Origin of the sequence: Streptomyces durocortorensis, assembly GCF_031760065.1 — a bacterium.
Classification (GTDB): Bacteria; Actinomycetota; Actinomycetes; order Streptomycetales; family Streptomycetaceae; genus Streptomyces.
This window is the reverse complement of the sequence record NZ_CP134500.1, coordinates 6,446,432-6,464,096: the sequence shown is the minus strand read 5'-3', so window position 1 is coordinate 6,464,096 and position 17,665 is coordinate 6,446,432. Positions and strand designations below refer to the sequence as shown.

Below are 17,665 nucleotides of genomic sequence, written 5' to 3'. Positions count from 1 at the left end.
ATGAACGAACGTCAGAAGGACCGGCCCTGGCTCATGCGGACGTACGCCGGTCACTCGACCGCCGAGGCGTCCAACGAGCTGTACCGCCGCAACCTCGCCAAGGGACAGACGGGTCTCTCGGTCGCCTTCGATCTGCCCACGCAGACCGGATACGACCCGGACCACATTCTCGCCCGCGGCGAGGTGGGCCGTGTCGGTGTGCCCGTCTCACACCTCGGTGACATGCGCCGGCTGTTCCAGGACATCCCCCTGGAGCAGATGAACACCTCGATGACGATCAACGCGACCGCCATGTGGCTGCTGGCGCTCTACCAGGTGGTCGCGGAGGAGCAGGGGGCCGACCCCGCCAAGCTCCAGGGGACCACGCAGAACGACATCGTGAAGGAGTACCTCTCGCGCGGGACCCACGTCTTCCCGCCGGTGCCCTCACTACGGCTGACCACCGACATGATCACGTACACGGTCAACCGCATCCCCAAGTGGAACCCGATCAACATCTGCAGCTACCACCTCCAGGAGGCGGGGGCGACCCCGGTCCAGGAGATCGCGTACGCCATGTCGACCGCCATCGCGGTGCTCGACGCGGTCCGCGACTCGGGCCAGGTCCCGGAGGAGAAGTTCGGTGACGTGGTCGCCCGGATCTCGTTCTTCGTGAACGCGGGCGTCCGCTTCATCGAGGAGATGTGCAAGATGCGCGCCTTCGGCCGGATCTGGGACCGCGTCACGCGGGAGCGGTACGGCATCGCCAACGCCAAGCAGCGCCGTTTCCGCTACGGCGTCCAGGTCAACTCCCTCGGCCTGACCGAGGCGCAGCCGGAGAACAACGTCCAACGCATCGTCCTGGAGATGCTGGCCGTCACCCTCTCCAAGGACGCCCGCGCCCGCGCGGTGCAGCTCCCCGCCTGGAACGAGGCACTGGGGCTGCCACGCCCCTGGGACCAGCAGTGGTCGCTCCGCATCCAGCAGGTGCTGGCCCACGAGAGCGATCTGCTGGAGTACGAGGACATCTTCGCCGGATCGCACGTCATCGAGGCCAAGGTGGACGCCCTGGTCGAGGAGTCGATGGCGGAGATCGACCGCATCCAGCAGATGGGCGGCGCGATGGCGGCCGTCGAGTCCGGCTACCTCAAGTCCGAGCTGGTCTCCTCGCACGCGGCGCGGCGGGCCCGGATCGAGGGCGGCGAGGAGAAGATCGTCGGCGTCAACATCTACGAGACGACCGAGCCCAACCCGCTCACCTCCGACCTCGACGGCGCGATCATGACGGTCGACCCCGAGAACGAGGCCCGGGTCGTCGCCGCCCTGCACGAGTGGCGGGACAACCGCGACGAGGCCCGGGCGACGGAGGCGCTGGCCGCGCTGAAGAAGGCCGCCGCGGGCACCCGGAACATGATGGAAGCCACCGTCGAATGCGCTCGCGCGGGCGTCACCACCGGCGAGTGGTCCTGGGCACTGCGGGACGTCTTCGGCGAGTTCCGCGCGCCCACCGGGGTCTCCTCGGCCCCGGTGGCGATCGCCGCCGAGCCGGGCAGCACGCTCGCCCTGGTCCGCGAGAAGGTCGCCCGTACCGCCGCCGACCTGGGCGTGGGGCGGCTGCGCCTGCTGGTCGGCAAGCCCGGTCTGGACGGGCACTCCAACGGCGCGGAGCAGATCGCCGTACGGGCCAGGGACGCCGGGTTCGAGGTGGTCTACCAGGGCATCCGGCTCACCCCCGAGCAGATCACCGACGCGGCGCTCGCCGAGGACGTGCACTGCGTGGGGCTGTCGATCCTGTCCGGCTCGCACGCGGAGCTGGTGCCCGACGTGCTGAACCGGCTGCGCGAGGCCGGGGCCCCGGACATTCCGGTGATCGCGGGCGGCATCATCCCGCCGGCGGACGCCGCCGCACTCATCGAAGCCGGTGTGGCCGCCGTCTTCACCCCGAAGGACTTCGGCATCACGGAGATCATCGGCCGTATCGTCGACGAGATCCGGAAAGCGAACAAGCTCGACCCTCTGGAGGTCCCCGCATGACCACGCCCACCACCCCCGTGAACCGGCTGCGCCCCCGGCGCTCGTGTCTGGCCGTGCCGGGCTCGAACCCGCGCTTCCTGGAGAAGGCCCAGGGCCTCCCGGCCGACCAGGTCTTCCTGGACCTGGAGGACGCCTGCGCGCCGCTCGCCAAGGAGGGCGCCCGCCACACGATCGTGGACGCGCTGAACAACGGTGACTGGAGCGGCAAGACCCGGGTCGTGCGGGTCAACGACTGGACGACGCACTGGACGTACCGGGACGTCATCACGGTCGTCGAGGGCGCGGGTCCCAACCTCGACTGCATCATGCTGCCGAAGGTCCAGGACGCCCAGCAGGTCGTGGCGCTGGACCTGCTGCTGACCCAGATCGAGAAGACGATGGGCTTCGAAGTCGGGAAGATCGGCATCGAGGCGCAGATCGAGAACGCCAAGGGCCTGGTGAACATCGACGACATCGCCGCCGCCTCGCCGCGCCTGGAGACGCTGATCTTCGGCCCGGCGGACTTCATGGCGTCGATCAACATGAAGACCCTGGTCGTCGGCCAGCAGCCGCCCGGCTACCCGGCGGACGCCTACCACTACATCCTGATGCGCATCCTGATGGCGGCCCGTACGCACGATCTCCAGGCGATCGACGGCCCGTTCCTCCAGATCCGTGACGTGGACGCCTACCGCGAGGTCGCGGGCCGCGCGGCCGCTCTCGGCTTCGACGGCAAGTGGGTGCTGCACCCGGGCCAGGTCGACGCGGCCAACGAGGTGTTCTCGCCCTCGCAGGAGGACTACGACCACGCCGAGCTGATCCTCGACGCCTATGACTGGTGCACCTCCGAAGCGGGCGGCAAGAAGGGCTCGGCGATGCTCGGCGACGAGATGATCGACGAGGCCAGCCGCAAGATGGCCCTGGTCATCGCGGGCAAGGGCCGGGCCGCCGGAATGCAGCGCACCTCCAAGTTCGAAGCCCCGGAGGCCTGATCATGCAGTTCGGACGCACTTACGAGGAGTTCGAGGTCGGCGCGGTCTACAAGCACTGGCCCGGAAAGACGGTCACGGAGTACGACGACCACCTCTTCTGCCTGCTGACCATGAACCACCACCCGCTGCACATGGACAGCAACTACGCGGAGAAGACGACCGACTTCGGGAAGAACGTCGTCGTCGGCAACTACATCTACTCGCTGCTGCTCGGCATGTCGGTGCCGGACGTCTCCGGGAAGGCCATCGCCAATCTGGAGGTCGAATCGCTGAAGCACATCGCGCCGACCTTCCACGGCGACACGATCTACGGCGAGACGACCGTGCTGGACAAGACGCCGTCGAAGTCCAAGAGCGATCGCGGGATCGTGTACGTCGAGACCAAGGGCTACAAGCAGGACGGCACCGTGGTCTGCGTGTTCCGCCGCAAGGTGATGGTCCCCACCGAGACGTACATCAAGGAGCGGGGCGGCGAACAGCCGGGCCGCCCGACGCCCGCCAAGTAACCGGCCACGGACAGCAGTCGGCCAACCAACCGCGTGAAGCCTTGAAGCCATCCGCGTGAAGCCACAGGAGAAGCAGCCATGACGCGACTCGCCCAGACCGCCGGTCTGAACGACATCCAGCGGGAGATCCTCGCCACGGTCCGGGACTTCGTCGACAAGGAGATCATTCCGGTCGCGACCCAGCTGGAGCACCGCGACGAGTACCCCACGGAAATCGTGGAGGGGCTCAAGGAGCTCGGCCTGTTCGGGCTGATGATCCCCGAGGAGTACGGGGGTCTGGGTGAGTCGCTGCTCACCTACGCGCTGTGCGTGGAGGAGATCGCGCGCGGCTGGATGAGCGTGTCGGGCATCATCAACACGCATTTCATCGTGGCCTACATGCTCAAGCAGCACGGCACCCAGGAACAGAAGGACACGTTCCTGCCCCGGATGGCGCTCGGCGAGGTGCGGGGCGCGTTCTCGATGTCCGAGCCGGCGCTCGGCTCGGACGTCTCGGCGATCTCGTCCAAGGGTGTCAGGGACGGCGAGGAGTACGTTCTCAACGGCCAGAAGATGTGGCTGACGAACGGCGGAACGTCGACGCTGGTGGCTGTTCTCTGCCGAAGTGACGAAGGCCACCCCGAGGGCACCGCGCCGCACAAGTCGATGACGACCTTCCTGGTGGAGAAGGAGCCCGGATTCGGAGAGGTCCGGCCCGGCCTGACCATCCCCGGGAAGATCGACAAGATGGGTTACAAGGGCGTCGACACGACCGAGCTCATCATGGACGACCTGCGCATTCCGGCCAATCGTGTGCTCGGAGGCACGACCGGCCGAGGGTTTTACCAAATGATGGACGGCGTCGAGGTCGGCCGGGTGAATGTCGCCGCACGTGGTTGCGGTGTCGCTCAACGTGCGTTCGAACTGGGCGTTTCGTACGCCCAGCAGCGCCACACCTTCGGCAAACCGATCGCCCAGCACCAGGCGATCCAGTTCAAACTGGCCGAAATGGCCACCAAGGTCGAAGCCGCCCATGCGATGATGGTGAATGCGGCACGCAAAAAGGACTCCGGGGAACGAAACGACCTGGAGGCAGGGATGGCGAAGTACCTCGCCTCCGAGTACTGCAAGGAAGTCGTCGAAGACGCCTTCCGTATCCACGGCGGTTACGGCTTCTCCAAGGAGTACGAGATCGAGCGCCTCTACCGCGAGGCGCCGATGCTGCTGATCGGTGAAGGTACCGCCGAGATCCAGAAAATGATCATTGGCCGGCGCCTCCTGGAGGAGTACCGATTCCAGGGCTGATTGTCCCTTTCGAGGTGATTTGGTGGCGAAGAACATCACACCGAGTCATCCTCGGCGGGTGCTTTTCAGCAGTCCGACTCGGCTGCTGGCTTGCCCAGTTGCGCCCGGCAACCGATAGCATCGCCGGAAAGCCGCCGTCCCCCGTTGCCAGCGCGGCATCATCCGCTACGAAGGTCATCCATGCCCGACAGCCCTACCTCTGCACCCCGCGGCGGGGTCCGCATCGCCCGCGGAGCATCGCCCTGGCTCCTGCCGACCGTCGCCACCGCAGCCCTCAGCCTGGCCCGCGCCCGCAAGTCGGGGCGCTGGGCGGCCGTGGCCGTGCCCACCACCGCGCTCGCGGCGGGCATGCTGTGGTTCTTCCGTGACCCCGAGCGCGAGATCACTGACGGCCGGGTGATCTCCCCGGCCGACGGTGTGGTGCAGAGCATCATGCCGTGGAAGGACGGGCGCACCCGCGTCGCGATCTTCATGAGCCCCCTCAACGTCCACGTCAACCGCGCGCCGCTGGCGGGCACCGTGACGTCGGTCGAGCACATCCCGGGCGGGTTCGTTCCGGCGTTCAACAAGGAGAGCGAGAACAACGAGCGCGTTGTCTGGCACTTCGACACCGAGCTCGGCGACATCGAGATGGTGCAGATCGCGGGAGCGGTCGCCCGTCGGATCGTGCCGTACCTCCCCGAGGGCACGAAGGTCGAGCAGGGCGAGCGCATCGGCCTGATCCGCTTCGGCTCGCGCGTGGACATCTACCTCCCGGAGGGTATCGATGTCGCGGTCGAGGTCGGCCAGGCCACCACCGCGGGGGTGACTCGAATTGACCGTGATTGATCCGGATACCAAGGCCGGCTGGGTTCCTGAGGCCGACGAGGCGAGAGACACCGACAGCGCGGAGGACATGCCGCTGTCGATGCGGCTGTCGATAGCGGACACGCTCACGCTCGGTAATGCGACGTGCGGGTTCATGGCGGTGTACTTCACCACCACGGGCATTCTGATCCCCCACCTCACGGGCAGCGACGAGACGGGCATGGCCAGGCACTCCGCCGCCACGGCGGTGATCCTCATGCTGATGGCCGCGATCTTCGACCTGTTCGACGGACTGGTGGCGCGCAAGCTGCGCTCCTCGCCGATGGGCGCCGAGCTGGACAACCTCTCGGACCTCATCAGCTTCGGACTCGCGCCGGCCTACTTCGTGCTCGTGTACGGGATGGTCGCGGACGACGCCCATCAGCGGGTGTCGGCGCTGGCTGCGATCGTGGTGCTCCTGGCGGTGGTGCTCAGGCTGGCCAGATTCTCCTGCGTGACCTTGAAGGACGGCATGTTCCAGGGCATGCCTAGCCCCTTCGGAGCGCTCACGGTCATCTCGATCGTGCTCCTGGAGCTGCCCTTCGTTCCGACGCTGCTGGCCATCATCGGTGTGGCATGGCTGATGGTGAGCCGGGTGGAGTACCCCAAGCCGCGGGGCGTCCTCGCGGTGGCGATGCTCAGCTGGATCGTGGCCGCGATGGGCCTGCTCGCCGCCTGGGCGTTCGACGCGCCCGGCGGTCAGCTGCTGCTCCAGACGGGCTGCGCGCTCCAGGTGGTGCTCGGCGCGGTGATCCCGCTGTTCGCCACGGCGCGACGGGTGAACACGTTCCGTGACAACCGGCGCGAGGCGCGGGCGGCACAACTGCCGTAGCGGCGGATACGTACGACAGGCCCTCGGGGCCCGGATGCTCCCCGGCATCCGGGCCCCTCGTGCGTATACCACCGCGGGCCGGGGCTTCGCCAGAGGCGGAGTCCTCGCCATGGCTGGGATGTTCCGGCAGGGGACTGAGTACGAGGTTCCCGTCATCTCGGCCCACCGGGCTTCTAGAATCACCTCGCAGCCGACGCCTGGCCCCTTCCGGCCAGGCGCGGAGCGGGGACCGGGGGGCCGATGATGAAGCTGGCACTGGGTGGGACGCGGGTGGTCGCGGTCGCGGCGGCGGGGGTGCTGCTGGCGGGGTGCGGCGGCTCCGCGAAGGACGGCGGGCAAGGGCCGGAGCCGAGCCGGTCGGCCGGGCAGCAGACGGGGGCGTCCGGAAAGCCGGACCCGAAGGACCCGAAAGCCCCGGAGGACCCCGAGGAGTCGAGGCAGCCGGGGGCACTGCCCAGTGCGTACGACTTCACCCCGAACCCCGCTCGCGTACCGAACAACGCGGCGCAGGCCCGCGAGCTGACGCGCAACGCCGCGCTCGGCGAGATGGACTGGGCGGCCGGGATGGTGCGGCACTCCCCGTACGAGAGCGGCGGCACCTGGCCGGTGCTGGCGGACTCCTGTGTCTGGAGCCGCACCCCGCTGCCCTCCGGTGTGCTGGACAGCTTCACCCGGCGGCTCGACGTGCCGGCCCAGGGCGGCAAGGGACGGGTCCAGGGGGCGGTGACCGTGACCGTGCACCGGACGGAGGCGGGTGCTGACCAGGAGATCAAGGACACCGTCCAGGAGAGCTTCCGCTGCCCGCGGCAGGAGCTGGGCGGCGGGCAGCGCCTGAGCGGTCTGATGTCCCTCCAGTTCGACCAGAAGGACGTCCGCAACGCGGATGCTTCGCTGTTCGAGGCGGGCAAGTACACCGGGCCGGGCTCGGGCGGGACGCAGGACTACGTATGGACCAAGTCCCGGATCGGCCCGGTCACGACGGCCGTCTCGGTCAAGGGCGCGAAGGGCTACACCAACACCGAACTGCTGCGGATCGCCGCCGAGGGCGGCGCCAAGGTCCTCTACCGCGTCGAGCTGGAACTGAAGTGACCGCACCGCACGTCGCCCACCGGACCCCGCTTCCCGGTCCGGACTGATCCCCACGAAAGGCCCTGACCGCTGATGGAACCGCTCCGTTCCACGGACCCGGCGCGGATCGCCGGCTACCGCGTCCTCGGCCGGCTCGGCGCCGGGGGCATGGGCGTGGTACTGCTGGGCCGGTCGCCCGGCGGCGCGCTGGTGGCGATCAAGCTGATCCGGGCGGAGTACGCCGACGACACCGGTTTCCGCACCCGTTTCCGGCGCGAGGTGGCGATCGCCAGGCAGGTCCGCAACCGGTGGGCGGTGCCGGTGGTCGACGCCGACACCGAGGCGGCCGCGCCCTGGCTGGCCACCGAGTTCGTGCCGGGGCCCGCCCTGAGCGAGGCGGTCGGGAGCGGCGGGCCGTTGCCGGAGCGCAGCGCGCGGGCGCTCGGCTCGATGCTGGCGGAGGCGCTGGAGGCCGTCCACGGGGCGGGGCTCGTGCACCGGGACGTGAAGCCCGGGAACGTGCTGCTGGGTCTGGACGGCCCCCGGCTGATCGACTTCGGGATCGCGCGGGCCCTGGACGACACGGTCCTCACGGCGACGGACGCGATCGTCGGCTCCCCGGGCTTCCTCTCGCCCGAGCAGGCGCAGGGGCGGCGGATCGGCCCGGCGAGCGACGTCTTCTCACTGGGCTGTGTCCTGGTGTACGCGGCCACCGGCGGCCGGCCGTTCGGCAGCGGCCCGGTGGAGGCGATGCTCTTCCGTAGCGTGCACGACACGGCGGAGCTGGGCGCGCTGCCGCCGGGGCTGCTCCCGGTCGTCGAGGCGTGCCTGGCCAAGGGGCCCGAGGGGCGTCCGACGGCGGGTGACGTCCGGCGGGCCTTCGCAGAGGACGTATCGGGCGGCAGCTGGCTGCCCGGCCCGGTGACGCATCTGATCGCCGAGCGGTCCGCCCGGATGCTGGCGCTGCCCGACATCGAGGCGACCAGCCTGGACGCGGGATCGTCCGGCGGCCCGGCGGACACCGACCCGGGCACCGGAGCCGGCTCCGGGAACACGTCCGCCGTCCCGGCCTCCCCCGGCCGGCGGCGCTTCCTCGCATACGTCACCGGCGGCGCGGCCATCGCGGCGGCGGGCGGCACCACCGCGTGGCTGGTCTCCTCCCGTGACGACAAGGCCCCCCGCGGCGGGGGCGAGGGGCGCGGGACCACCGCCCGCCCGGAGCTGCGCATCGGGCTTCAGGCCGACCTCAGCGGCCCGTCGGCGGCCGTCGGCAAGGGCCAGGAACGGGCGGCGCTGCTCGCCGTGGAGGAGCACAACGCGCGGAAGGACGCGCCGTTCACGCTGCGGCTGACCACGGTCGACGACCGGGGCGACGAGGAGCGGGCGACGGCGGCGGTGCGCCGGTTCGCCGAGGACCCGCTGCTGGTGGCGGCCCTCGGGGCGACCGGCACGGACGCGGCCCGGGAGGCGCTGGTCGCGTACGACGAGGCGGCGCTGCCGCTGCTCAGCGTGGTCGACGGGGACATCCGGCATCTGAACCGGACCTTCCTGTGCGCCCGGCCGCGCAACGACATGCAGATGCTGCCGGTGGCCCAGTTCCTGGGGGCGTACGAGATCGACAAGGTCGCGCTGGTGGACGACGGGACCGAGTACGGCCGGCAGACCACCCGCTACCTCGACGCCGGGCTGCGCGGCAACGGCCGCACGGTGCTCGCGGAGACCGTACGGGAGGGCACCCGCGATCTGGACGCCGAGGCGGAGCGGATCGCCGCGAAGCAGCCGGGGGCGGTGGTGTACGGCGGCGGGTGGCGGGACGCGGCCCGGTTCGCGAAGGCTCTGGTCGGGGCCGGGTTCCTGGGTCCGAGGATCGGCACCCAGGCCGTGCACGATCCCCGCTTCCTGGCGGAGGCGGGCGAGGCCGCGCTGAGCTGGCTGGTGGTCTCGACGGCCGCCGACCCCTCCTCCGTGCCCTCGGTGCACGCGTTCGCCGCCGCCTACCGCGAGCGCTTCGGCGCGGCGCCGCCGCTGCTGGCCGCGGAGGCGTACGACGCGGTGGGGCTGATCGCCGCCTGTGCGGAGGGGCTGGGCCGGGAGAAGCTGAGCCGGCAGGACCTGCTGCCCGCGCTGCGGGTGACCTCGTACAAGGGCGTCTCCAAGAGCTACGCCTTCGAGTCCGCCAACGGGATGTACACCGGGACCGGGGTCTTCATCTACCGCGTGGAGCGGGGGCGTTTCCGGTACATCGGGATGGACGGCACCGAGGTCTGAGGGCGGCAGCGGCGGGCCGGGCCGGTGAGGGCCGGGCCCGCCGCCGAGTCCTGCCGCGGGGTCAGGGCTTCATCGTGAAGGACTCGGCCGCCGGGGCCGCCGCCGCGGGCCGGACCACCTTCAGCCCGCCGGGCACCGAGGCGTCCGGCTTCATGATGACGCTCTGCCGGGTGGACGGCGCCTTAGGGTCCGAGAAGTCGTGCGAGACGCCGAACTCGCTCCCGTACCCCTTGATCGTGAGGAGTGCCCTGCCGATTCCCTCCCGGGTGAGGTCCTTGTCCTCGCACGCCTTCATCAGGGCTTCGCCGTAGATGGAGGCCGCTGTGTAGCCCGCGACGACGCCGTTGTCGAGCACGTCCTTCGGGTACCGGGCCGCGTACTCCTTCGCGAGCTTGGCCGGGCCGTCGCCCGGGTCGCCGATGGGCAGCGTGGAGGCGGCGACGTAGTAGTCCTTGAGCAGGGCGGGGCCCGCCTGGGTCTTCAACAGCTGGGGCGCGAAAGCGGAGTTGTTGCCCACGACGGGGACGTTGAAGCCGGTGGCCGCCGCGACGCCGACGAGCGAGGCCGCCTGGCGCGGGCCCGCGCTGACGATCACGGCCTTGACCCCGGCCTGCTTGAGGGCGGCGACCTGCGCCGTCATGTCGTTGTCGGTCGGCTTGATCTTCTGCTCGACGACGGTGAGACCGGCCTCCTTCGCCGCGTGCTCCGAGCCGACGAGCGCGTTCTCGCCGTAGTCGCCCTCGAAGTACACATGACCGATCCTGTCGCCCTTGGCGATGCGCTTCTCGGAGAGCAGATGGTCGATCAGGTTGATCGTCTCGATGTCGTAGGTGGCGCCGATGACCCGGATGTACGGGGAGCCCAGCAGGTTCGCCGACCAGGCCTGGGGCAGGACCAGGCCCTTGTCCTGGCCGTCGATGCGCTGCTCGACGGCGGCAACGAACGGGGAGCCGATGAACTGGGCGAAGCCCACTACCTTCGGCTCCAGCTCGGTGTACGCGGCGATCGCCTTCTGCGGGTCGTAGCCGTGGTCGCGGACCGTCAGCTCGACCTTGCGGTCGCAGATACCGCCCTTGGCGTTCGTCTGCTTCACCCACAGCTGCTGCGCCTGGGTGACGCTTTTGCCGAGCGAGGCGTACACGCCCGTCATGTCGGTCAGCACGCCGAGGGATATCGCCGAGGAGGAGACGCCGGGGCCGGTCTTGACCCCGGCCTTGTCCTGCTCGTCGCCCTTTCCTTCGGTCGCCTTGCCGCTGCACCCGACGAGGGTGACGGTGAGAGCCGCGACGACGGCTGTGAGCGCTCTGCGTTTCATTTCTTCTCCCCTGGATTCTTCGGAGCCGCTGGATTCTTCGGAGCCGCTGGTTTCCTCGCGCGGGCGAGGCCGAGGCGGGCGAGGCCGCCGGGCAGGAACAGGACCACCGCGACCACCGCGGCGCCGTACAGGTAGCGGGATGCCTCACCGGGTGCCAGCCCGCCCGTGCCGGGGGCGGAGACCAGCGGGAGGGAGTCGCTGTAGTGCGTGAGGACCTGCGGGAGCAGGGTGACGAAGGCGGCGCCGATCACCGCTCCCCCGACGCTGCCGAGCCCGCCGATGACGATCATGGCGAGGTATTCGAGGGACAGGATCATGCCGAAGTACTCGGGAACGGTCCGCTGGAAGACCAGGGCGAGCAGGACGCCCGCGAGGCCTGCGTACATCGAGGACAGGACGAAGACCCCGGCCCGGTAGCGCGCCACGGGCACGCCCATCACCCCGGCCGCGATCCGGTGGTCGCGGATGGCGTTCATCGCCCGGCCCGGCCGGCCGCGCAGCACGCCGCGGGCGAACAGCGCACTGAGCAGCAGCGCGACCAGGCCCACGTACCAGAGCTTCTCGGAAGCCCCGAACGGTACGGCGGCGACGACGAGTTCGCTGTCGTCGAAGGTGAGCCCGAAGAGGGAGAGCGGCGGTACGGCCCGCCCGTTGTAACCACCGGTCAGGGAGCCCGCGTTGAACAGGACGTGCTGGCCGATGAAGATCAGCGCGAGGGTGGCGATACCGAGGTACGCGCCGCGCAGCCGACCGGCGATCGGGCTGAACAGCCCGCCGACGGCGCCCGCGAGCAGTACGGCGAGGATCGCGGCCAGCCAGGTGGGCAGTCCGAGGCCGGTCAGGGTGTGCCCGTTCTCGGTGCTGCTCTCCCCCGCCAGGACGCAGTAGCCGTACGCGCCGACCGCGAGGAAGAACGCGTGGCCCATGGAGAGCTGTCCGGTGGCCCCGGTGAGCATGTTGAGCCCGATGGCGCCGATCGCCGCCGCCATCGCGAACAGTCCGGCCTGGAGCCAGAAGCGGTCCAGGTAGAACGGGAGGACGAGGAGCAGGACGGAGCCGAGGAGGACGGCGTACGTACGGGGTCGGCGCAGCCGGTCGGTGAGGGTCTGCGCGGGACCGGGTGCGGGGGCGGGTGCGGTGGTCGCCTCGGGGGCGGCTTCGGCGGTGGTGCCGGAGGCGGCGGTGTCAGACACGGGCGAGCTCCTTCGTGCCGAGGAGTCCCGCGGGCCGGATGAGCAGGACGGCGACCATCACCAGGTAGGGGGCGAGATCGCCGATGCCCCGGCCGAGGAAGGAGAGGTCGCTCTGGTAGCCGGTGGCGAGCGACTCCGTGACGCCGACGATGAGTCCGCCGGCGAGCGCCCCGGTCGTGGAGTCGAGTCCGCCGAGGATCGCGGCGGGGAACGCCTTGAGCGCGGCGAGCGAGGTGGAGCGTTCGAGGCCGGGGGTCGGGAACACGGTGAGGAAGAGGGCGGCGACGGCCGCGAGGGCTCCGGCGACCGCCCAGGCGGCGAGCGAGACCCGGCCGAGCTTGATGCCCATGAGCGCCGCGGTCTGCGGGTTCTCGGCGGCGGCGCGCATCGACACGCCCCACGAGGTGTAGCGGAAGGCGAGCAGGAAGACCGTGATCAGCAGCCCGGCGGCGAGGAACGCGGCGATCCGGGTCTGGGCGAGGGTGATGCCGCCGACGGTGACGACCTCGTTGCCCCAGGGATCACCGAGGGCGAGGACGTCCGTGCCCATGCGGCGGGTGAGTTCGGTGATGAGGAGGATGTCGACGCCGATGGTGACGATGGCCAGGACGCTGTGGTCGCTGCCCCGGTAGCGGCGCATCACGAAGAACTCGATGGCCGCCCCGACGGTCGCGGCCCCGGCGATCCCGACGAGCAGCGCAAGCCAGAACCCGATGTCGTCGTGGAGCACGGCGGTGACGTACCCGCCCGCCAACAGGAGGGACGCGTGGGCGAAGTTGACGACCTCGGTGGCCTTGAAGATGACGACGAAACCGAGCGCGATCAGGGCGTAGACCGAGCCGATCGACAGGCCGCCGAGGAGGAGTTCGACGAACGTGGTCATTGAGGTGCTCCCAAGTAGGCCTGGACGACAGCCGGATCGTTCTGGACCTCGGCGGGGGTGCCGCCCGCGATCCTGCGTCCGAAGTCGAGTACGGTCACCGCGTCCGCGAGCCGCATCACCACCCCCATGTCGTGCTCGACCAGCACGATGGAGATGCCGAGGCTGTCGCGTACGTTCGCCACGACGGCGGCGGTACGGTGGCGCTCGGCGGCGGTCATCCCGGCGATCGGCTCGTCGAGCAGCAGGACCCGCGGCTCCATGCACAGCGCGCGGCCGAGCTCGACGAGCTTCTGCTGCCCGTACGGCAACGAGCCCGCGGGCCGCTCCAACGCCCCTTCCAGGCCGATGAATTCGGCGATCTCGCGGACCCTCTCGCGGTGGCGCCGCTCCTCGCGGGCGGCGGAGGGCAGCCGCAGTCCGGTGGCGATGAAGCCGGAGCGGGTCAGCCGGTGGCGGCCGAGCAGCAGGCTGTCGGCGACGGTCGCGTGCGGCGGCAGCGCCAGGTTCTGGAAGGTGCGGGCGACACCGAGGCCCGCGATGGCGTGCGGCGCGAGTCCGGTGAGCTCGGTCCCCCCGAGCCGGACGTGTCCGGAGGTGGCACGGTAGACGCCGGAGAGCACGTTGAAGCAGGTGGACTTGCCCGCGCCGTTGGGTCCGATGACGGCGTGCACACTGCCGGGTTCGACGGTGAAGGAGACGCTGTCCAGGGCGGTCAGCCCGGCGAAGCGCACGGTGACGTCCTGCACGGCGAGGGCGGCCGTGGTGCTGTCCGCGGGAGCCGTCGCGGTGGTGGTCACGCGGACCACCTGCTCAGGGTGCGGCGGGTCCGGGCGGCCGGGTCGGTGTCCGCCGCGGCGTTCTCGTCGACGACGCCGAGGTAGCGGCGGCGCACCTCGTCGGATGCGGCGAGTTCGTCGGCGGGCCCGGACAGGGCGACCTCGCCGACATCGAGGACGTACGCCGTGGAGGCGAGCCGCAACGCGATGGCCGCGTTCTGCTCGACGAGCATGACGGAGGTGCCGCTCGCGTTGATCTCCTGCACGGTCTCCGCGATCCTGGCCGCCATCAGCGGGGCGAGGCCGAGCGAGGGCTCGTCCAGCAGGAGCAGCCGGGGTCCGGCCATCAGGGCGCGGCCCATCGCCAGCATCTGCTGCTCGCCGCCGGACAGCAGCCCGGCCCGCTGGTTCGCGCGGTCGGCCAGTACCGGGAACAGCTCGTGCACCCGGGTCAGTGCGGCGTTCGTCCGCTTGCGCCCGCCGCGGGCCCCGAGGGCGCCCGCCCGCAGGTTGTCGGCCACCGTCATCCGGGCGAAGACCTGCCGGCCCTCCGGTACCTGGACCACTCCGGCGGCCACCACCTGGGCGGGCCGCAGCCCCTCCAGGGGGCGGCCGTCGAACCGGATCGTGCCGGTGCCCGTCCCGCGGTGGAAGCCGAGGGTCCGCGACACGGCCCGCAGCAGCGTGGTCTTGCCCGCGCCGTTGCCGCCGAGTACGGCGGTGATCGCGCCGTCCGGCACATCGACGGAGATGTCGCGCAGCGCCCGGACCGGGCCGTAGCCGACGGACAGCGCGCGGATCTCTAGCGTTGCCATGCGTCCTCCTCCTTCCGCCTTGTCGTGTCGTGCTCTTCCGTGGTGCTCGTGCGTGGGGGGGGTGGTGCCACAGACCAGCACCGGGCCGGACGCGCGTCCACAGCGCGGGGTGGAGTCGATGCGGGTGACCAGCGAAGGCGGGGCCGCGTTGTGCACGCGCACAGGACCCGTGACGCGCGGGCGCCCCGCCGTGCGGCCGCTGGCATCCTCGTCGGTCATCAGGAGCGCCCGGACCCGGGGACGGAGCAGCGGATGCGGCGTGAAACGCGGTACGAGGTGCTGCTCGGCCCGCTGCTGGCCGGCCGGAACCCCCCGGACCTGGTGGAGCGCGCGGCGCGGGCGCTCGGGCTGCCCGAACGGGGGCGGTACGCGGTGGTGGTCCTGGACTCGCCCGAGCCGGGGCCCTCGGCGGCAACCCCGGGCCCTGATCCGGACGGGACGCGCTGGTGCTGGTGCGGTGGGGGTGACGCGTCGGGCCGGGAGGTCGCCGTGGTGCTGCTGGGACCGGCTGGCCCGGCCCGGGCCGCGGCGTGGCTGAGGGAGCGGGGCGCGGGGCCGGGGGGTGTGAGCCCGGTGGTGGGTTCGCTGGCGGAGTTGGCCGCGGCGCACCGGCTGGCGGGTACGGCGCTGCTGACGTGCGAGCCGGGGAGCCGGGAGATCGTACGGCTGGACGAGCGGCTGCCGGCGGCCCTGCTGGTGAGCCGCCCGGAGCTGTCCACCCGGCTCCTGGCGGAGGTGTTCGGCCCGTTGCTGACCCTCGCGCCTGCGGAGCGGTCGCTGCTGGTGGGGACGCTGGAGGCGTGGCTGGAGTGCGGGGGCTCGGCGGGGCGGGCGGCGGCCCGGCTGCGGTGTCACCGCAACACGGTGTGCAACCGGCTGCGGCGGCTGGAGGGCCTGACGGGCCGGTCGCTGTCACGGCCGCGCGAACTGGTCGACCTGGTGCTGGCGCTGGACGCGCTGCGGCTGACGTCGGCGCCGCCGTGAGGCCGGTAGGGGGCCCGGTCGCTGCCCGGCCCCCTCCCCGTACCCCGTGGTCCCCCGTGGTCCCCCGTGCGTACGTGCGTGCGTCAGCTCAGCAGGAAGTCCCTGGCGATCGACTCCGCCGCCCGTTCCAGCAGCGGTCCGGCCTGGGCCATCGACACCGCCGGGTCCGGTTCCAGGTCGGCCAGGGCGTAGGCGCGCGCGATGCCCGCCCCGGTCAGTGCCTCCGGGGACAGGGCGAGGCGGCCGCAGACCGCGACGACCTCGACACCGGCCGCGCGGGCGGCGGCGGCGACCCCGGCGGGGGCCTTGCCGTGCAGGGTCTGCTCGTCGAGCGAACCCTCGCCGGTGACCACGAGCGTGGCCCGCGCGAGTGCGGGGGCGAAGCCGAGGACGTCGAGCATCACATCGATGCCGGGGCGGAAGCGGGCGCCGAGGGCGACGAGCGCCCCGTAGCCGATGCCTCCGGCCGCGCCCGCGCCGGGCAGGGCCGCCGTGTCGGGGCCCAGGATCGAGGCGTAGTGGGCCAGGGCCGCGTCGAGGACCGCGATGTCCTCCTCGCTCGCCCCCTTCTGCCGCCCGTACACCTCGGGGGCGCCCTTGGGCCCGGTCAGCGGGTTGTCCACGTCGCTGGCCAGGACCAGGTCGACGTCCTTCAGGCGCGGGTCGAGCCCGGACAGGTCGGCCTCGGCCAGCTCGGCCAGTTCCCCGCCGCCGGGGCCGACAGGCTTGCCGTCCGCGTCCAGGAAGCGGGCCCCCAGGGCGGCGAGCATGCCCGCGCCGCCGTCCGTGGTGGCGCTGCCGCCGACCCCGAACACGATCGTCGTCGCCCCCGCGTCGAGGGCGGCCGCCAGCAGTTCGCCGGAGCCGTACGTGGTGGCCGTGAGCGGGGCGAACACCCCGTCGGGCAGATGCTGGAGGCCCGAGGCCTCGGCCATCTCCACCACGGCGGTGGACCCGCGCAGCGCGTACGCCGCCGTCACCGGGTCCCCGAGGGGTCCGGTCACCCGCGCCTCCCGGCGCTCGAATCCGGCGGCCACCGCCGCCGCGACCGTACCGTCGCCCCCGTCCGCGACCGACAGGGTCTCCACCCGCACATCGGGGACGACGCGCCGCAGCCCGGCCGTCACCCGCTCAGCGACCTGTACGGCCGTGAGCGAGCCCTTGAACTTGTCCGCCGCGACGAGCACGCGGGCGGTCTCCACATCTGCTCCGTCCGTCACCTTGCATCCCTTGCTTTCGAACAGGCAGTCGCGCCGCCCCGACCCTATCCGCACGGCCCCTGATCTGCCATGGGCGTCCACAACCGCCCCGTTCCGCCCCGGTGCCCCCGCGTCCCCTACTACGCTGGCGGCCGTGACCACTGCCGATGCCGACTACGCCGCGTACATCGCCGGACTCCCCCGGGTCCTCGCCGGTGCCGCATGCCTCTTCCGCGACGAGGAGGGCCGGGTCCTGCTCGTCGAGCCGAACTACCGCAAGGGCTGGGCGCTGCCCGGCGGAACGGTCGAGTCGGAGACGGGCGAGAGCCCCCGGCAGGGTGCTCGGCGCGAGACGTCGGAGGAGATCGGGCTCGACGTGACACCGGGCCGGCTGCTCGCCGTCGACTGGGTGCGCGGCGCCGGCCGCCCGCCGATCGTGGCGTACGTGTACGACGGCGGGGTGCTCGCCCCCGAGCGGTTCGCGGCGATCCGGCTCCAGGAGGAGGAGCTGCTCTCCTGGAAGCTCGTCGCCCCGGGAGAGCTCGGCGGCTATCTGCTGGGTCCGCTGGAGCAGCGGGTGCGGGCGGCGCTGGACGTGGTGGTGTCCGGCGGCGGCACGGTGGAGCTGGAGGACGGAGAGCCGGTCACGTAGGCGGCGTCGGCCCCGCTGGGGCCGAGGCTCGGGCGGGAGAGACCGTCGGCCCTGCGGGGC

16 protein-coding genes are annotated in these 17,665 nt (G+C 71.5%); 10 read left to right on the top strand and 6 right to left on the bottom strand.

What is annotated here, in order from left to right:
- From RI138_RS28565 to RI138_RS28530, 8 genes are all read left to right on the top strand, one after another.
- The gene (locus RI138_RS28565; protein WP_311122189.1) at window positions 1-2,013 is read left to right on the top strand and encodes a protein meaA; all 2,013 of its coding nucleotides are present in this window, start codon (window positions 1-3) and stop codon (window positions 2,011-2,013) included.
- A complete protein-coding gene (locus RI138_RS28560) occupies window positions 2,010-2,984 on the top strand; it encodes an HpcH/HpaI aldolase/citrate lyase family protein (protein ID WP_096628322.1) in 975 nt (324 codons plus the stop codon). The genes RI138_RS28565 and RI138_RS28560 overlap by 4 nt, the downstream gene beginning before the upstream one ends.
- Window positions 2,985-2,986: 2 nt before the next feature.
- On the top strand, window positions 2,987-3,490 hold the full coding sequence (locus RI138_RS28555; RefSeq protein ID WP_096628323.1) for a MaoC family dehydratase: 504 nt from the start codon (window positions 2,987-2,989) through the stop codon (window positions 3,488-3,490).
- 78 nt (window positions 3,491-3,568) lie between these two features.
- On the top strand, window positions 3,569-4,774 hold the full coding sequence (locus RI138_RS28550; protein ID WP_096628325.1) for an acyl-CoA dehydrogenase family protein: 1,206 nt from the start codon (window positions 3,569-3,571) through the stop codon (window positions 4,772-4,774).
- A 180-nt stretch (window positions 4,775-4,954) separates the two neighbouring features.
- Window positions 4,955-5,602, top strand: coding sequence for a phosphatidylserine decarboxylase (locus tag RI138_RS28545; RefSeq protein WP_096628326.1), 648 nt, complete (start codon window positions 4,955-4,957; stop codon window positions 5,600-5,602).
- Window positions 5,589-6,452, top strand: a complete 864-nt coding sequence (pssA, locus tag RI138_RS28540) for a CDP-diacylglycerol--serine O-phosphatidyltransferase (protein WP_179500162.1) — start codon at window positions 5,589-5,591, stop codon at window positions 6,450-6,452. The genes RI138_RS28545 and pssA overlap by 14 nt, the downstream gene beginning before the upstream one ends.
- Before the next feature lie 243 nt (window positions 6,453-6,695).
- Entirely contained in the window at window positions 6,696-7,541 is an 846-nt protein-coding gene (locus tag RI138_RS28535; RefSeq protein ID WP_311123046.1) for a hypothetical protein, read from the top strand.
- Window positions 7,542-7,613: 72 nt separating this feature from the next.
- Window positions 7,614-9,788, top strand: a complete 2,175-nt coding sequence (locus tag RI138_RS28530) for a bifunctional serine/threonine-protein kinase/ABC transporter substrate-binding protein (protein WP_311122188.1) — start codon at window positions 7,614-7,616, stop codon at window positions 9,786-9,788.
- Window positions 9,789-9,849: 61 nt separating this feature from the next.
- Here RI138_RS28530 and RI138_RS28525 read toward each other — a convergent pair whose 3' ends face one another.
- Genes RI138_RS28525 through RI138_RS28505 form a run of 5 tightly spaced genes read right to left on the bottom strand, consistent with a single transcriptional unit; the run spans window position 9,850 to window position 14,770 of the window.
- Window positions 9,850-11,103, bottom strand: a complete 1,254-nt coding sequence (locus tag RI138_RS28525) for an ABC transporter substrate-binding protein (RefSeq protein WP_311122187.1) — start codon at window positions 11,101-11,103, stop codon at window positions 9,850-9,852.
- On the bottom strand, window positions 11,100-12,296 hold the full coding sequence (locus tag RI138_RS28520) for a branched-chain amino acid ABC transporter permease (RefSeq protein WP_311122186.1): 1,197 nt from the start codon (window positions 12,294-12,296) through the stop codon (window positions 11,100-11,102). The genes RI138_RS28525 and RI138_RS28520 overlap by 4 nt, the downstream gene beginning before the upstream one ends.
- Entirely contained in the window at window positions 12,289-13,179 is an 891-nt protein-coding gene (locus RI138_RS28515) for a branched-chain amino acid ABC transporter permease (protein WP_096628332.1), read from the bottom strand. The genes RI138_RS28520 and RI138_RS28515 overlap by 8 nt, the downstream gene beginning before the upstream one ends.
- Window positions 13,176-13,985 carry an ATP-binding cassette domain-containing protein gene (locus RI138_RS28510; protein WP_398863921.1) on the bottom strand — a complete coding sequence of 270 codons (810 nt, stop codon included), beginning with the start codon at window positions 13,983-13,985 and terminating at the stop codon, window positions 13,176-13,178. The genes RI138_RS28515 and RI138_RS28510 overlap by 4 nt, the downstream gene beginning before the upstream one ends.
- The gene (locus RI138_RS28505; protein ID WP_311122184.1) at window positions 13,973-14,770 is read right to left on the bottom strand and encodes an ABC transporter ATP-binding protein; all 798 of its coding nucleotides are present in this window, start codon (window positions 14,768-14,770) and stop codon (window positions 13,973-13,975) included. The genes RI138_RS28510 and RI138_RS28505 overlap by 13 nt, the downstream gene beginning before the upstream one ends.
- A 252-nt stretch (window positions 14,771-15,022) precedes the next feature.
- Here RI138_RS28505 and RI138_RS28500 point away from each other — a divergent pair, with 252 nt between their 5' ends.
- Window positions 15,023-15,754 (top strand): PucR family transcriptional regulator, encoded by a 732-nt coding sequence (locus RI138_RS28500; RefSeq protein WP_311122183.1) that lies wholly within the window; start codon window positions 15,023-15,025, stop codon window positions 15,752-15,754.
- A gap of 83 nt (window positions 15,755-15,837) precedes the next feature.
- Here RI138_RS28500 and RI138_RS28495 read toward each other — a convergent pair whose 3' ends face one another.
- Window positions 15,838-16,956, bottom strand: a complete 1,119-nt coding sequence (locus RI138_RS28495) for a glycerate kinase (RefSeq protein WP_311123045.1) — start codon at window positions 16,954-16,956, stop codon at window positions 15,838-15,840.
- A gap of 151 nt (window positions 16,957-17,107) precedes the next feature.
- Here RI138_RS28495 and RI138_RS28490 point away from each other — a divergent pair, with 151 nt between their 5' ends.
- Window positions 17,108-17,605 (top strand): NUDIX hydrolase, encoded by a 498-nt coding sequence (locus tag RI138_RS28490; RefSeq protein WP_311122182.1) that lies wholly within the window; start codon window positions 17,108-17,110, stop codon window positions 17,603-17,605.
- Window positions 17,606-17,665 lie beyond the last annotated feature (60 nt).

What these genes read in the sequence shown, in the direction of transcription:
- RI138_RS28525 (WP_311122187.1), bottom strand. Translation starts at nt 11,103, where the DNA reads ATGAAACGCAGAGCGCTCACAGCCGTCGTCGCGGCTCTCACCGTCACC.
- RI138_RS28505 (WP_311122184.1), bottom strand. Translation starts at nt 14,770, where the DNA reads ATGGCAACGCTAGAGATCCGCGCGCTGTCCGTCGGCTACGGCCCGGTC.
- RI138_RS28560 (WP_096628322.1), top strand. Translation starts at nt 2,010, where the DNA reads ATGACCACGCCCACCACCCCCGTGAACCGGCTGCGCCCCCGGCGCTCG.
- RI138_RS28535 (WP_311123046.1), top strand. Translation starts at nt 6,696, where the DNA reads ATGAAGCTGGCACTGGGTGGGACGCGGGTGGTCGCGGTCGCGGCGGCG.
- RI138_RS28515 (WP_096628332.1), bottom strand. Translation starts at nt 13,179, where the DNA reads ATGACCACGTTCGTCGAACTCCTCCTCGGCGGCCTGTCGATCGGCTCG.
- RI138_RS28545 (WP_096628326.1), top strand. Translation starts at nt 4,955, where the DNA reads ATGCCCGACAGCCCTACCTCTGCACCCCGCGGCGGGGTCCGCATCGCC.
- RI138_RS28555 (WP_096628323.1), top strand. Translation starts at nt 2,987, where the DNA reads ATGCAGTTCGGACGCACTTACGAGGAGTTCGAGGTCGGCGCGGTCTAC.
- RI138_RS28500 (WP_311122183.1), top strand. Translation starts at nt 15,023, where the DNA reads ATGCGGCGTGAAACGCGGTACGAGGTGCTGCTCGGCCCGCTGCTGGCC.
- RI138_RS28530 (WP_311122188.1), top strand. Translation starts at nt 7,614, where the DNA reads ATGGAACCGCTCCGTTCCACGGACCCGGCGCGGATCGCCGGCTACCGC.
- RI138_RS28550 (WP_096628325.1), top strand. Translation starts at nt 3,569, where the DNA reads ATGACGCGACTCGCCCAGACCGCCGGTCTGAACGACATCCAGCGGGAG.
- RI138_RS28565 (WP_311122189.1), top strand. Translation starts at nt 1, where the DNA reads ATGAACGAACGTCAGAAGGACCGGCCCTGGCTCATGCGGACGTACGCC.